The organism is Solibacillus sp. R5-41 (assembly GCF_002736105.1).
Taxonomy (GTDB): Bacteria; Bacillota; Bacilli; order Bacillales_A; family Planococcaceae; genus Solibacillus.
In genome coordinates this window covers 1,537,753-1,553,214 of record NZ_CP024123.1, presented here as the reverse complement: position 1 = coordinate 1,553,214, position 15,462 = coordinate 1,537,753, and the positions used below count along the sequence as shown (strand labels likewise).

The window sequence follows — 15,462 nt, the reverse complement described above, 5'->3', positions numbered from 1 at the left end:
ATACAAAATGAATTCTTATTAAATCTTTGTGCAATTCTTAATTGATTCTTAAACAAGCTTGATTTTCAAGACTACAGTAAAACCCTCCTTGGGGATGTAACAGCTAATTTGGCCATACATATTTTCCATGAAGTACTTTGATATGTATAGACCCAGGCCTGAACCATTCTTGCCACCCACATTTTTTCCGCGATAATATTTATTGAACAGTAGCGGTAATTCGTCTTCACTAACTCCAGATCCGAAGTCTAAAATGTGGAGTTCAAGATAACCTTGATTGATTTTAGACTTAATAGTAATCTTTGCACCTGAATATTTATAAGAATTACTAATAATATTGTCGATTACTTGTTGCATACGTACGGGGTCCGTTAAAATAATACATTGTGGAATTAAATCATAGTCGATCTGATCATCATAATTGACATTTTCAATCATATCAGCAAGGACTTCGCTCGATGTTTCAGTTACCGTTAGCTTTAACTGTTGCAGTTCTTCTAAAGTGGCGTGAAACATATCTGTAACAAGTAAGTTAATTTGCTCTGCTTTTGAATAGATTGTATTCACTTGCTTAATAACCTTTTCATCCTTTGCTTGCATAAGCATCAATTCACTAACCGCCTTGATTGAAGCAACTGGCGTCTTAATATCATGACTTAATGTGGCCACAAGCTCTTTCTTACTACGGTTTGATTCATACTCTCTTTGACGAGCAGCATTAAGCTCTTCACGCAATATATCAAAACTTTCCGTGAACGCACCAAAGTAATTGTTCTTGTCCATATTTAATGGTATATCTAGATTTCCTCTAGCCACATTCACTGCGAAATTCTGAAGCTGCTGAAATGGTTTCAATAATGTTTTGTAAATATAGGCAATATAAAGAAGACTAATAATCATTAATAGACCAAAAATCAAACTGATGGATGTGACTAGATCACTTTTCATTTGTTCAATTATTTCTAGTTCGTTATTACGGATAATTATTTTCCCAATAATCACGTTATTTCGCTTTAAATCTATAAATGTATCTCTATTTTTTACGGCATCGTATATATTGTTATAATGATTGCCTGGTGTTTCGTAAATCACGTTTCCCAAGTGATCAATTATAGCAAATGGTTGTATTATGTCACTGTTGCGGAAAGTTTCTTCACTAACTTGTCCCCAATTTTTCTCGACAGTTTTAACCACATCATTTATAGCTACAAGATCCACTTCAGAAATATTTTTATTGGTAATACTAATTATTGAGAAAGTAATTCCTGCTGTAAAAACAACAAAAAGAGTGACAATTAGCAGTTTTACTCTCATTTGTTGGTATCCTCTAAAACATATCCTGTGCCCCAAACAGTTTTTATAAATTGCGGGTCTTTTGGATTACGTTCAATTTTTTCACGTAAATGCCGAATATGTACATTTAGAGTCCCATCCCCTACAAAGGAATCTTTCCATACATTTTGAAACAATTCATCTTTTGTGATGATACGATTTTTATTTTTCACCAAATAATGAAGAAGTTTAAACTCCATTTGTTTTAGTTGAACATCAGTACCATTTACTCGAATACGATGAAGCTGCGTGTCAATTTGGATCTGTCCAAACTCTAAAATTTCCTGTTGGTTGTTAGAACCACTGCTATATCTTTTGAGTACTGCTTTTACTTTTGCTAATAAAATACTTAATGTATATGGCTTTTGTATGTAATCATCGCCACCTATGTTAAGAGCAATTAGTACATCGTCATCGCTGGAACGAGCACTTATAAACAAAATCGGAATCTGCGTTATTTTACGCAACTTTTTACACAATTCAAACCCAGATTCAGCGCCGAGATTGATATCTAGAAGAATCAATGATGGTTCATTTTTCTCCAAATAACGTTCGCACTCCTCCGCACTCGTTACAAATGCCGTTTTGACTTCAAATATATTAAAGTATTCACAAGTTGTTTCAGCTAAAGCAATTTCATCATCAACAATTAAACAATCTAATTTCATCATAAATCTCCCAAAAAAATACTTTCCTACTCATTTGACATGGTAAATATAGTATACAATAAGTGTAAATTTATGGATATACATATTAAATAAATAGGCTCATTGAAAAATTGTTGGTAATACCACTGTCCAGTGAATATTTCACTTTCAACTAAATTTGATGTTCTTAGATTTAGCTAATGATGCAGCAAATGGAATTACTGGTGCCTTATCAGGTAGGAAAACTAATAGACATAAAAGAAGTCAATCATCTGTAAGCACGAAAAACCGATCAACATGGGCCTACTTTAGAAAAAGATGAAATGCAAAAGAGCTGTCTAAATGCCAGTGCATAACTAGCATATAAACAGCAATATAACAAAAAGAACACTATTTTTATAATGGAATGTGAATGGATTCAATGCTGTACGATTCAATTACTGGTTCAAGAAAACCATCGCCATTCTGATTAGGATTAGCTACTTTATATGCAGTAACTATTGGAGTAATTTCGATATGTGTTACATCCTTATCTACTACATTTATCGTAATTCTTGGATTGCTTCTATGATCCTCATTAAAATCTGTACTATGCCCAGTATCTCGATAATGAATATACTTATAGTTGGTCCCAAGATTATCGGTTACTTTATATTCAATACCAACTGTTCTCAAATCTTCATCTTCTTTTGCAACAAGACGCTCGTCAACCTTTTCTGTAAGGTAAATTGTAGTTGAAATAGGTGTTTCAGTCATTTTAATTAGTTCCACTTCAACACCAGCATCTACTGCTATTACTTCACCGGAATCATATTCATTTATTTTTCTTTCTAACGCATCTAAAGTAAATTCAAAAGACCAATTTCCAGGGGATAATTGACTTACGTTATTTAAATCTTGTACAAAGTCTCCTTGCCATGAAACATTAATCGAATCCGGTTTAGTACCTTTTATTAATTCATAAATATATACTACTGCATATTCATTGTCATTTATTTTTTCAACTATATAACTTTCAAAAAATCCATTATGTTTATATTGTTCCCCAAATTCCTTTACAACCATTTTCCCTAATAAAACTGGTCTTATCCCTAAATCCTGTTCACTCTTTATCGAGTAAGCAATCGTAATATTTTCCTTATCATATACTGCATTTGTTACAGTAATACTAACCCCGTTACTTTCTTTTGTTATCCCAATATCTGTCGAATGATCACCAAATTCCTCAAATACATATCGCTCATTACTAACGAAGAGATCGAATATATTTCCTATATTGGGTAATTTTGATGCAAATGCAGGAAATGCAATATTTAAAGTAATGCTAGAAACAACTAATAAGGTTGCTATTGCCGCTAAAAAATAGCTTTTCTTTTTCCGCTTCATAAGTTTTTTTGAATACATCTTTTTGTGTACTTTGTTTTTGATACGTTTTTGTACAATATCTGAAATTGGTATTTCCTCAAATTCATTTACGTCTAATTTCACATCATTTAACTCTTTAAATATGGACATTTCAATTACACCTCACCTTTCAATAGTATGGTTTTCAATTTTTTCCTACCTCGCGAAAGTTTATTATGGACCCAAGATTGCTTTGCTCGAAACTCACTTGCAATTTCTTCAGTTGGAACACCTTCAACATAATATTTTTCAAATATCGCTCGTTCCGTATCGTTCAACTCATTTAGTAAACTCGGTAAATCCAACTCATTTGATTTTGAATTTGGTTGACTCAAACTACGCTCATCAAATTCAAAATTACTCACATACTGTTTTGTTTTTTCTGATTTTCGAATATAGTCAATGGCTCGATATTTAGCAATCGCTGCAATCCATTGCTTAAATTCATTTTTTGTCCCATCGAATGAATCAATATGAAACCAAATCGAAACTAACACGTCTGCAAAACATTCTTCTATATCTTGTTCATTACCAATTAAATACCTTCGAATGATTCCGTTTAACAGGCCACCATATGTTTTAATAAGATAGCCAATGGTTTTTTCATTTTTTGACTTTATTAGTTGTACAACATTTTCATCTGATATTTCCAAGTCAACCTCTCCTTCATTAGATATTCGGTACCTAACTCTTAATACGTTTGATATATTAAAATCCTATCAAATATGTAAATGAATTTTCTAAAAATTTTTTATCTATCAAAAAAACGAATTCCACTAAAAGGAATCCGTTCTTACAATTTATTTACCAATTTCTAAAGTTTTCATAGTTATCTTTCCAACTCTGCTATCAATATTTGTCCCGTCAAACCTTGGAAACTTCATCTCACTCACGATTTTCCCATCATTCATAAACATAATTCGTTCAGTTCGTGCCGCAACCTTTGCATTATGAGTGACAAGTATAATTGAAGTACCATCCGAGTTAATTTCAGAAAAAATGTCCATTATTTCTTGCGCTGATTTTGAGTTTAGCGCACCAGTAGGCTCATCACCGAAAATAACTTTAGGGTTATTCATAAGCGCTCTGCAAATCCCAGCTCGCTGCAGCTGGCCTACGGAAACCTGTGTAATATCGCGTGAATAATTACACTATTTTTATTGGCAATATTTGAACCAATTTTACTTAAAAAACTTTATTCGCTTCTAAATATTAGTTTGCACTACGATTGCTAACTGTTCATCCATAATTGTTTTATTTTTCTTATTTAAAGGACATTTCTCAGCGTATAAAAAATAGAATATGACCTATACTATTAAAGATTTCACTTTGAATCCAAATGACAAGGAGGGTTAACCCGATGAGTGCGAATGATCAATAACTCAGAAGGACCATCAATACTGAATATAGCTTAAGCAAAGTTTTCTTAGGACAATCTTAAGATTCAATGCGAAAGCGAGGCAGTGTGTCATGGAGGAATACAAGTAAGTGGTAATCAAACCCGGAATTTAAATTCCGGGTCTTTTTTGAATTTAATTTACATAACCTCTTTAACATTAATTATTGACCGCACTTATGATTAGGTTCTCCGTAATTTGGCAAAATGCAATTTAATTCTTCTACTTTGAGATTTTCCCCTGATTTAAGTTTCCAAGGGATGTATACAGTACAATTGTGTTTAAATGAGTGAAAAATTGGTAATTATTTAATTTTAACCTGTAGGATTAATTGTGGTGTATTTTTAAATTTTTCGTGCTTTTACAATTAAAAATGATGGGCGACGAAATTCTTTATTAAGTCCAGGTAGATTTTTTACTGCTTCAATAGTCGGTATTGGTTCAATAATTTTTTCGATTTGCAAGCCAACTTCAATAAGTGTATTTATAATAGTAGAGAGCGTTCGGTGATACATCATAACATTGTCAACTAACCAATTTTGTGAACGTAAGCCCTCCTCCTGATATCGGTCAATTGCAAAATGAAGTAAATTTCCTTCTCGGTTTGATACCCAATCCACACTTCCCTTATTTGCCGTTACAATCGGATGTTCTATAGAAAACAGCAGCGTACCCTCATCACTTAATGCAGTACTGATTTTTTTAATAAGTAACTGGAAATCCTCGATATAATGAAATACTAGAGAGCTGCTAATAAAATCGATTGAATCATTCTGTATGTTCATATCTTCAAATGCAATGTTCGTAAAGGTAAGGTGCTCATGTGAGTGGCGTTTTTTTGCTTCAGAAATCATATTTAAGGAAATATCAATTCCTGTTACATAGTTCGCACCCTGACCAATACAGTATGCTGCAAAATCCCCCATACCACACCCAATATCCAATACTACTTTTTCTTCAAGATTTGGAATGAGCGTCAAGAAATTAGGTTGTTCAAGTAAATTGTTATAGTTATTTTCGCGTACTCGTATTGCTTCATATTGTCGAAAAAACTCATTGTTATCATATATATTCTGATTCATATTTTCCTCTATTCATCGTAACGTTATGATTTATTTGCGCTCTTTAATTATCACATAGCACTTAAAATATAAATAGACTTATAATTCAAATTTTGTTAGGATGTAGATAGAGGCATGCCTTCTTTTTCCTATTTGAGAAAAAAATACAATCACTTATGGAATCATTATTTTTCCAGTTTAAATGGTCCATATATAAATAAAGATAACTTCAAGCTTTTAGGGCTTGAAGTTATCTTTATTTTTTACTGCACTTACTTATGATACGGTTCACCGTGATGTATCTAAATGAGGATTTTATAAATTTGATATGCTAATATCCGAAAATAGCAACATACTGATCTTGCAAAATAAACCTATTATCCAACCATGCTAATGTATTCAAAACATACCCTAAAGAATCAGCATTATATCTCCCAGCAATTTTCTGATAGGCCAATAGCTCATACTGCTTATTTAAATCAAAATCTACAGGATATAAACCACTAAGAGGATTTACAAATCCAGTAATAGGACTCTTCAGTTTTCCATTTTCATCATATATTTCATTTAAATACTCAATGCCTTTTGTTGAGATGTCAATAATGTACTTTTTATTATTTATCATACTAAAAACTTCCACTTTGTAATAATCTTTATAAGTAACCTCATATTGATACTGTTCATTATATACATTAAAATCAAATAATAATTGTGCTTTATTATCGACAAAGGAATAAATATAATGGTACATAATTCCACCACTACCGCCTGTAGCAATACTTATTAAAATATCATCTACTCCATTTCCAGTGAAATCCCCCAAAAATACAGTAGGATTATAGCCTGAATTTTCACGAAGTGGGACACTTGTTAATATGCCAGATCTTCCATCTTGAACACGGAGGGTGATATTTTGAATAAATGGACTATCTGGTGTCATTATGCCGGTTAAATAGACATTATCAGGTACTCTATCCCCAGTAACATCTCCACGAGCAAACGAAACTATATTCGGGGGATTCATATTCGTTCTAGCGTAATAATTATACATAACATACTCCTTTACATAATACCTATAACCTTCATTTTCTTACGTTATAAAAGAATTTTTATTATGTAATATCTATTCGTTAGAAACCTAAAATTTATAAGGCTAACAGAAATTTCTTTCAAGACATTGCATAACTCCTCAGCTCCCGTTTCTAAAGAATTCAATTTTGTTAATTATTCACCAAATTGTATGTGATTAAATGAAAAAATTTAGTTCTGTATCTTTTTGACTCGTAACAATTGGTTTTCATCCATTAGAATAAAGGATTTCGCCTCTATAATCACTTGGCAATTACTTGTTGTAACATATGCAGATCAATACTTAAATGACACCATATGGGTATATATATAATATATAACTAAAAAAAATATATAACAGGAAAAACGGAGTGCCAATTCTTCGGCACTCCGTTTTTGGCTTTAGAAAGTTTACAACTCTCCCTCAGTTTCTCTTAAGAGGGATTTTCACAATGGCCGTCGTCTCTAAATCATTGGTTGAGTTAATGGTGATTTCCCCATTATATTTATCCACAACTTCTTTCACGATAAATAAACCTTGCCCTCTTATTTTCCCTTGTTCTACTCTTTTTGTTGAATGCCCTTGTTTAAAAATTTGGTCTTTTTCTATAATCTTCGGACCTGTATTCATAATCTTAAATACATAGTGTGTATTTTCTGCTGTACAGCATATCGTTATTTTCCGTTCTCCTTCAGGTAATTCAATTGTTGCTTCAATGGCATTATCAATTAAATTCGATAATATTTTGATTAAATCAGTTGTTTTTATTTTATTGAATGTATCTCGGGAAATTGTAAAATTCATATCTATAATATAATTTTGTGCGGTAAGTTTCTTTGTTTGCAATAATATAGACAAACCAGGATGATTTATATTTAATTTTAGTGATTCAATCGCATGAACTTCTTTTGACAAAGATGCTAAATATTCTTGAGCCTGCCCGGATTCACCCAATTGAAGCAGTCCATGTAAAACTTGAATATGATTTGTAAAATCATGCCTTAAAGAGGAGACCGAGGTGATTAATGTTTTAATTTCTGCTTGGTAAATATCTTCGGTAACACCTACCTCCTTCGCCACTTCTTTTTGATACCATCTTTGCAAAAAGAAAAAGGAACCTATTACAACCAAAATAACTACACCATTAAAGACAAAGAGCAGGAAATTATTTTCTAGTACTTTGCCTTTGATTTCACTTAGTTTATCGGCACCAATATCGATACCTATGTATCCAATCACCTTCCCTGTTTCATCCTTTATCGGTGCTCCAACAGAAAGATATGAACCAAATTTGGAATCTTCAATTACACCTGTTACATATGTATTTCCTTCATAGGCTCTTTTGACCTGAGCTTCGGGTACTGTACAAATATCTCCAATATTATATAGGTCAACTAATTCATGGGGTACTCCAGCCACCATTGTTTTCGATACCTTAGGGTTGTCAATTTCCAATGTGTACACAATTAAAGCACCCATTTTTTCTCTTGCATCATTTAAGTGGTTACTAATTTCCCAATAATACTCATCTTTAACCTTAGTACCTAAGAACTTTTGGTAGGTATCAATATCAATTGTTGATGCAATAGCAATTGCTGCTTCAAGACTTTGGTTTGCAATTGACTCTTCAACCGTCTTTTTCATCTTCACATAAGAGGCAAAAACATTTAAACTTGTAAACGATATTAATAAGACAATAGATAACATTAAAATAAATTTTATTTTATGATTTTTCATTCAAAGATGTACTTCCTTATCTTTTTTATAACTTGGATAATTACATAAATCAACCGAGTCTCATATACTATATTTATCTTCATGACACGAAAAAAGTTTTTTCTAACAGTATTATTATACTATAACTAAATTCAAAATGACTTGTTTATGATTATTTCAAATTTTTTATGAAGATAACCGTTCTCTTAGAAAAGAGATCTTTTGTCATAAACTTTATTAATTCTTCGATGATGAGAAGGTTAAGAGTTTTTTGCGATTTCTAAATTCATTTCTATTGATTTTTTATTTATCTTCTACTAACCTCCATCATTAGATCGAGAAGAAAAATAATCATCTAAACAGAGCCTGTTATTCAACTAAAGAACCAGTTAGTTAAAGACAAGAGTAGATGTATTTCCTTTGAAGGTTACTGAGTTGTTTGTACCATTTTATCGAATATGGCTGTAACCAACCTGAAATAGTTGTGGGGTCAGTTAATTGCATATATTATCCCTCCTATTTTAAATATATAAAAGTCTTCCTTATTGAACAAACAAATCTGCTGCGTTAGTTTAATAACTTCAACAAAAAAACGAATTCCACTATTGGAAATTCGTTCATTTTTCATTATAATAACTCCAACCATGCCACGGCTTCACAGTGTACGGAGTGTATCTGGCAACACATGGGATGCTGGTGAGTTTAAGTAATAGACTAGGTACTATCATTGTAAAACCTAGTCTTTTTTATTTAACTTCAAACAGTATTTCCATCAACTAACGCAACCATTACTTGAAGAAAGAATTTTTAATATTTCTCACATTTTCTTCCCCGTCGGGTTCATTTTCCAATGAATAGTATCGTTATGCTTTCACTTTAGATTCAACGAATTGATTAAAAAATGTGAGGATTTTTTGATAAACAGCAATTTCATTTTCTTTTTTAGAGAACCCATGTCCTTCGTCTTCGAGAAGCATGTACTCGACATCACGCCCTTTATCTTTTAAAGCTTGCACGATTTGATCTGATTCCTCTTTCACAACACGTGGGTCATTCGCCCCTTGGATAACTAGCATTGGTTTTATCATAGTTTCTATATACGTAAATGGTGAGTATTCAATAAGTTTTTGCTTGTCTCTTTCAGGGTTTCCTACCCATTGATCCATAATTGGCTTCCATTCTTCTGGAACAGAGTTGATAAACGAGAACAAATCAGATGGACCAAATATATCCACTACTGCTTTGAAATACTCAGCATGTCGACCGTGAAGCAATAAGGCCATGTAACCTCCATAACTTCCGCCCATCAATAAAATATTGCCTTTTTCCGCGTAGCCATTATCAATGAGCCAGTCGAGTCCCGCGACATTATCGAGGCGTGGACCGTGTCCCCAATTTCCTTCTACCATTTTCATGAAAGCCAATCCATAGCCTGTCGAACCACGGAAATTCGGAGCAAAGATGCTATACCCATGATTTAGAAAGAATTGGAAGGAAGCTCTAAAAAATTTACGCTCTGCAGCTTGCGGACCACCATGCGGCCAAAAGATGATTTCACCATTATCATTTTCTTTTTTTGCTTTGAAAAATAAGGACTCAATTTCAAGTCCGTCAAAGGAAGAATAAGTAATCACATCCGGCTCAACTAATTCGCTTTGATCTACACCTGGAACTGTGTATTCCGTTAAAGATATCCATCCATTTTCCTTAAATTGATAAATATTACTCGGCTTCGTAGCCCTTCTTCCTAATAAATACAAACTACCGGACTTTGTGACTATAAGCTTTTCGATGACACTGCATGGTGAATCTAGTTCTTCCCAATTATTCGATAGCAAATCATGCATGTATAAATGATCTTCTACACCTTTTTCACTGATTACATACAGGCACTGCTTTTCTTTGTTATATTTCAACGTAGTTAAGCTTTCATTCTCCAAATCTTTCACTTTTACAAATTCATTTGTCTCTAAATTATACGAAGCCAAATAGGTAAAATCAGCATCGTAATTCGTTAATAAATAGATGAGCTCATTGGATACAAAAACTGCATCACTGACCGTATGTTGCTGATCTGTCGGCGGTGTTAGGCGAATATGTTCCTCTCCTCGTTTGGCGTATAGGAGTGTGTACGTATTAGCAAAATGTTTATAGTAGAGGGCAACCTCTTCATTTGGGCTAAAATCGATTAAAAAAGTGGCAGCATCTTTCCCCTCAAGAATTGTTTCTTCTTCACCAGTCACCAAGTCATAGCCATATGCATTTAAATACGTTGGATTTCCTTTCGAGGATGTGTAATAAAGCTTGGTCCCATCTTCTGATAAAATTGGTCCAGCATTGCGAGTTCCTTCTTCATAAATAATTTTCTTCATCGTCCCACCTTGAAGTGGAAGTCCATAAAATTGTGTATTTTCGTTTCCATTGTGGTCAAAACCGGCAATGATGAACCGTCCTTGTTTATCATAGAGAAGGCCTTGACAGCTCTGGTCAATAAAAGTAAGCGGCGTCGGGAACGTATTTGGTAAATTCATGGCCCATAAATTATACTTCCCACTTAAATTTGTACTGAAAACTAGTTGTTTTTCATCTGGACTAACCGCAAAATCGCCAATAGAAAATGTTCTTAAAAACTGTTCTACATCTGGTTTAGAAAAAGAAATCATAATGAAAACTCCTCACTTTTTTAATTGATAGAAAAGTCTGTCTTTTTACAGAATACCATTATTATACTTTAATGTATAATATATAGTAATCCGATGTACTACATGTTTAAACCTATTGTTTATCATGAAAAATAAAAAAGAGTAGATCTGTAAGAAACATGTTTGGTGACTCGAAATAAATTCTAAACTTTGATTATATAGGTTAATATCATACTACCCGTTACAACTTAGCGATTGAAAAATTGCCCCATCAAGAATTATGTTATCAAAAATTTCAAGTTTTTCTTGGGCAATGGTTGATGCTATTTGGCGTCAGTATTAGAATTGAACACAAAGAAAAAAGTAGGCTATAAATTTAGGCGGAAAATGGCAGTGCATCTAGTTTTAGAAGCATTAAATCTGCTGCGTTAGTTCAATAACTTCAACAAAAAATTTCCTTAATCCTTTTTTAGAACAACAAAAAAAAAACGAATTCCACCATCGGAAATTCGTTTCTTTTTTTGATACTAACTCTAGCCACGCCACCGCTTTACAATGTGTTGCACGTCGGTAACATTGGTATTAAAAGATGTAGTCTTGTTAACTTAACTAAAACTTTATCTTGAGTTTTACACTTTTTTTATTAATAAATAGTATTTCAGGATAGGTAATGGTTCCATTCTTATGATAACCAGCTCGTGAATAATACTAAAATCTACATGGTGATGAGTTAGTGATTTTCATAACGTACTAAGTCGTAGTTCATAAAAATACTGTACAATTGGATGCTTTAACTTCATCTTCTCGGCCATGTTTAAAATTCGTTTTTTTCCAATCCGTCTGTCCACCAAAGCTAGAATATTCAATAGGATATCATTGCTCTCTAAACTTTCTTCTATCGGAGTGGATAAAAACTTAGTTGCTACAACGATAAAATTCGATTTACTTAATGATGACTGTGCTGAAAAAATTTCCTTTGCACATTCTGATATTTTTCTACCCCTTGCAATTACTTGTAGACGATCTTCCGGAACTACCCCTTTTGTTTCTTTTCTTACCGATTCAATTTCATCATTGTTAATAGGAATTTGGATATCTGAATCATTCTTAATTTCTTGCTCCGTCTGATACCATCTGATTAAGGTAGTTTTATCACTCATATTGAGGACATTTTTTTTATCTACCGCAATATAACACAGTCCTGCTTTATCAGGTAAATAACGGTATCCAGTTGCACGGTATTCAACCATTCCATGTAATGCAGGACTGAGAAAACTCTCTAAATTTTGCTTCAATTTGCTCCAGGTCATGTATTTCTCCTTAATTGTTTATACTAAATGTATATAGTGGGAATCGTTCTATTATCCATAGTACAATAACCAACACATCAATTGAACAGTTTTGTACCCTCGATACACAATGACTTGTTAATATTCACAAAAATAAGGAAATTGAAGTGCTATTTTTTCAACTTATTCAATTTACAACAAATTCAATTAAGTTTTCGATAATGTGGAGAATTCTGATTCAGCGCTGTCATTCTGTTTATTTTCAAAAATTAACCATGCCAATGTAATGCTTGCGGCAACAATAACCATTAAGAAGCCGTATAAAGGTGTATATTCCAATGATTGATGACGTACAATTAATCCCCCAACATAAGATCCTAGGAAAATTCCGACGTTGAATGCTGAAATATTTAATGCTGAAGCCATTGCAGTGGCTGAAGGTACATATTTTTCTGAAAGCTGTACTGCATATAATTGTAAGCCAGGTACATTCATAAACATGAATAGGCCCATGAGTAAGACCAATACTAGCCCAAAAATATGTGAATCAAATGAGAAATTAATGCCCAGCAATGTTAATGCTAGTCCTATAAAGCTAAAAACTAGTGCACGTAATGGATTACTATTTGCAAAATGTCCACCTAATGTATTCCCTATTGCTACAAAAATACCGTATATGACTAGAATAACTACGATTGCTTGAGGTGAATAACCCATATGTTTTTCTAAAATTGGCGATACATATGTGTAAACTACAAATACGCCTCCATAACCGATCGCTGTAATGAAAAGAATTAATAACATACGTAAATTACTCAATACCTTACCAATATCACGTAACGAAATTGGATTACTCTTTGGTAAATTATTAGGCACGAGTAATGCATTGCTAATTAAACCAATTACTCCGATTATTACGATGAAAATGAATGACATACGCCAATCTGTTACTTGGCCGATGAAAGTCCCAAGTGGAACCCCAGTTACAGTTGCCAAAGTTAAACCTGTAAACATAAATGCAATTGCACTTGCGCGTCTATCAGGTGCTACGACATCAGCCGCAATGACTGCGGCAATGGACATAAAAACGCCATGTGCTAAAGCTGAGATAATACGACCAATAAGTAGTAACGAGAACGTAGGTGCAAGTGCAGCCCACAAGTTACCAACTATAAAAATTGCCATTACGAGCAATAGAACCTTCTTACGATCAATCCGAGACGTTAATACCGTTAAAATTGGTGCCCCAATCGTTACACCAAGAGCATAGATAGATACGGTTAATCCAGCAGTACTTAATGATATACCGAAGTCGTTTGTTATGAGTGGAAGTAGCCCCACGCTTATAAATTCTGTAGAACCGATACCAAAGGCACTGATTGCTAGTGCAAGGAGTATTAGCTTGGCATTTGGTATTGTTGTTGTTTTCATAAAAATAATTACTCCTTTGATTTTTTTATTGGATGTAGTATCATTCATACATATTAAAAAAGTACGTAGAGTATTTTTAGTTACTTTTGAATAATACAGGAGGTCCACGATGAAAAAAGTATATAATATTGGTGTTGAAGCGACACTTGAAGTAATTGGAGGTAAATGGAAACCTATTATTCTCTGCCACCTCAATCACCACGGTCAAATACGTACGAATGAATTTCGTCGATTAATTCCTGGCATTTCACAAAAAATGTTGACGAATCAATTACGAGAATTGGAACAATCTGGATTGATTAATCGCAAAGTCTTCAATCAAGTACCACCAAAAGTTGAATATTCATTAACACCGTATGGACATAAGATGGAACCCGTGCTTAACTTACTTTGCACTTGGGGTGAAAATCATATCGAAAAATTAATAGATAATGGTGAAGATGTTGTTCTTATGCAACGAGACGAAGACATTGCTATGATGTAAAATAGAGAAAGCCTTGAGGATAAGTGAAACCTAAAGGCTTTCTCTATTTTGTGTGACATTAGCCAATATTTAAGATGTTCTATTACAACATAAAGTCAAACTCTGCTGGGTCTGGACCTACACGTTTTTCTAAGTTCATGGCATTAACTACTTGTAATTCTTCCTCTGTAAGGCTGAAATCAAAGATGTTTGCATTTTGAACCATTCGTTCTTTACTTACTGTCTTAGGGATTGTTACAACACCATTTTGAATATCCCAACGCAAAATTACTTGCGAGTTTGATTTTCCATATTTTTCTGCAATTTTCGCAATTGTTGGATCTTCTAAAAGCCCACCTTGCATTAAAGGTGCCCACGCTTCTAATTGGATATTATGTTCTTTACAAAATGCTCGTAACTCTACTTGTTGTAGACGTGGGTGGAATTCTACTTGGTTAATAACAGGTACTACGCTAGCTGTATTTATTAAGTCTTGTAAGTGCGAAATGTTGAAGTTACATACGCCGATTGCTTTGATCTTACCCGCTGTGTATAGATCTTCAAGTGCTCTCCAAGATTCAGCATATTTATTTTTTCCTGGCCAGTGAATTAGATATAAATCCAAATAATCTAACCCTAATTTTTGGAGGCTTTCTTCATAAGCAATTACTGTTTCGTCATAGCTTAAACCCGCATTCCAAACTTTAGATGTAATAAATAAATCCTCCCGTTTTAAACCAGTAGATGCAAGCGCTTGTTTAATACCCTCACCCACACCCGCTTCATTACCGTATATAGCGGCTGTATCAATGCTACGGTAGCCAACCTCAATCGCATTTTTTACGATTTCTACCGTTGCATCGTTTTCCACTTGGAATACACCAAGGCCAATCCCTGGCATTTCAATCCCATTATTTAATTCGATAGTATCTTGTAAATTATTTATCATTATTTATTCCCCCACTTGAGTTATTATTTCGTTGCTTTTTTATTATGCAGCCTTATATGCAT

Annotated in this window: 12 protein-coding genes and 1 pseudogene; 1 reads left to right on the top strand and 12 read right to left on the bottom strand. The window is 33.4% G+C overall.

What is annotated here, in order from left to right; translation table 11 throughout:
* Window positions 1-48: 48 nt before the first annotated feature.
* The 11 genes and pseudogenes from CSE16_RS07260 to CSE16_RS07210 all read right to left on the bottom strand — a co-directional run bounded on the left by CSE16_RS07260 (window position 49) and on the right by CSE16_RS07210 (window position 13,988).
* Window positions 49-1,314 (bottom strand): HAMP domain-containing sensor histidine kinase, encoded by a 1,266-nt coding sequence (locus CSE16_RS07260; protein WP_099423289.1) that lies wholly within the window; start codon window positions 1,312-1,314, stop codon window positions 49-51.
* A complete protein-coding gene (locus CSE16_RS07255; protein WP_099423288.1) occupies window positions 1,311-2,000 on the bottom strand; it encodes a response regulator transcription factor in 690 nt (229 codons plus the stop codon). Before CSE16_RS07255 ends, CSE16_RS07260 begins: the two co-directional genes overlap by 4 nt.
* Window positions 2,001-2,375: 375 nt before the next feature.
* The gene (locus CSE16_RS07250) at window positions 2,376-3,494 is read right to left on the bottom strand and encodes a DUF4179 domain-containing protein (RefSeq protein WP_099423287.1); all 1,119 of its coding nucleotides are present in this window, start codon (window positions 3,492-3,494) and stop codon (window positions 2,376-2,378) included.
* A 5-nt stretch (window positions 3,495-3,499) separates the two neighbouring features.
* A complete protein-coding gene (locus CSE16_RS07245; RefSeq protein ID WP_099423286.1) occupies window positions 3,500-4,036 on the bottom strand; it encodes a sigma-70 family RNA polymerase sigma factor in 537 nt (178 codons plus the stop codon).
* A 147-nt stretch (window positions 4,037-4,183) separates the two neighbouring features.
* Window positions 4,184-4,522, bottom strand: a pseudogene (locus CSE16_RS07240) (ATP-binding cassette domain-containing protein); the annotation flags it as partial.
* A gap of 602 nt (window positions 4,523-5,124) precedes the next feature.
* Window positions 5,125-5,862 carry a class I SAM-dependent methyltransferase gene (locus CSE16_RS07235; RefSeq protein WP_099423285.1) on the bottom strand — a complete coding sequence of 246 codons (738 nt, stop codon included), beginning with the start codon at window positions 5,860-5,862 and terminating at the stop codon, window positions 5,125-5,127.
* Window positions 5,863-6,172: 310 nt separating this feature from the next.
* The gene (locus tag CSE16_RS07230) at window positions 6,173-6,892 is read right to left on the bottom strand and encodes a spore coat protein (RefSeq protein ID WP_099423284.1); all 720 of its coding nucleotides are present in this window, start codon (window positions 6,890-6,892) and stop codon (window positions 6,173-6,175) included.
* Between the two features lie 441 nt (window positions 6,893-7,333).
* Complete coding sequence (locus CSE16_RS07225) at window positions 7,334-8,647, bottom strand: sensor histidine kinase (RefSeq protein ID WP_099423283.1); 1,314 nt, start codon at window positions 8,645-8,647, stop codon at window positions 7,334-7,336.
* 842 nt (window positions 8,648-9,489) lie between these two features.
* Window positions 9,490-11,289 (bottom strand): S9 family peptidase, encoded by a 1,800-nt coding sequence (locus CSE16_RS07220; RefSeq protein WP_099423282.1) that lies wholly within the window; start codon window positions 11,287-11,289, stop codon window positions 9,490-9,492.
* Between the two features lie 719 nt (window positions 11,290-12,008).
* Window positions 12,009-12,578, bottom strand: coding sequence for an SF0329 family protein (locus CSE16_RS07215; protein ID WP_099423281.1), 570 nt, complete (start codon window positions 12,576-12,578; stop codon window positions 12,009-12,011).
* A gap of 186 nt (window positions 12,579-12,764) precedes the next feature.
* Window positions 12,765-13,988 (bottom strand): MFS transporter, encoded by a 1,224-nt coding sequence (locus CSE16_RS07210; protein ID WP_099423280.1) that lies wholly within the window; start codon window positions 13,986-13,988, stop codon window positions 12,765-12,767.
* A 109-nt stretch (window positions 13,989-14,097) separates the two neighbouring features.
* On the opposite strand from CSE16_RS07210, the gene CSE16_RS07205 reads away from it, so the two are divergent.
* Window positions 14,098-14,472, top strand: coding sequence for a winged helix-turn-helix transcriptional regulator (locus tag CSE16_RS07205; RefSeq protein ID WP_099423279.1), 375 nt, complete (start codon window positions 14,098-14,100; stop codon window positions 14,470-14,472).
* Window positions 14,473-14,554: 82 nt separating this feature from the next.
* Here CSE16_RS07205 and CSE16_RS07200 read toward each other — a convergent pair whose 3' ends face one another.
* Window positions 14,555-15,400, bottom strand: a complete 846-nt coding sequence (locus CSE16_RS07200) for an aldo/keto reductase (protein ID WP_099423278.1) — start codon at window positions 15,398-15,400, stop codon at window positions 14,555-14,557.
* Between the last annotated feature and the right edge of the window lie 62 nt (window positions 15,401-15,462).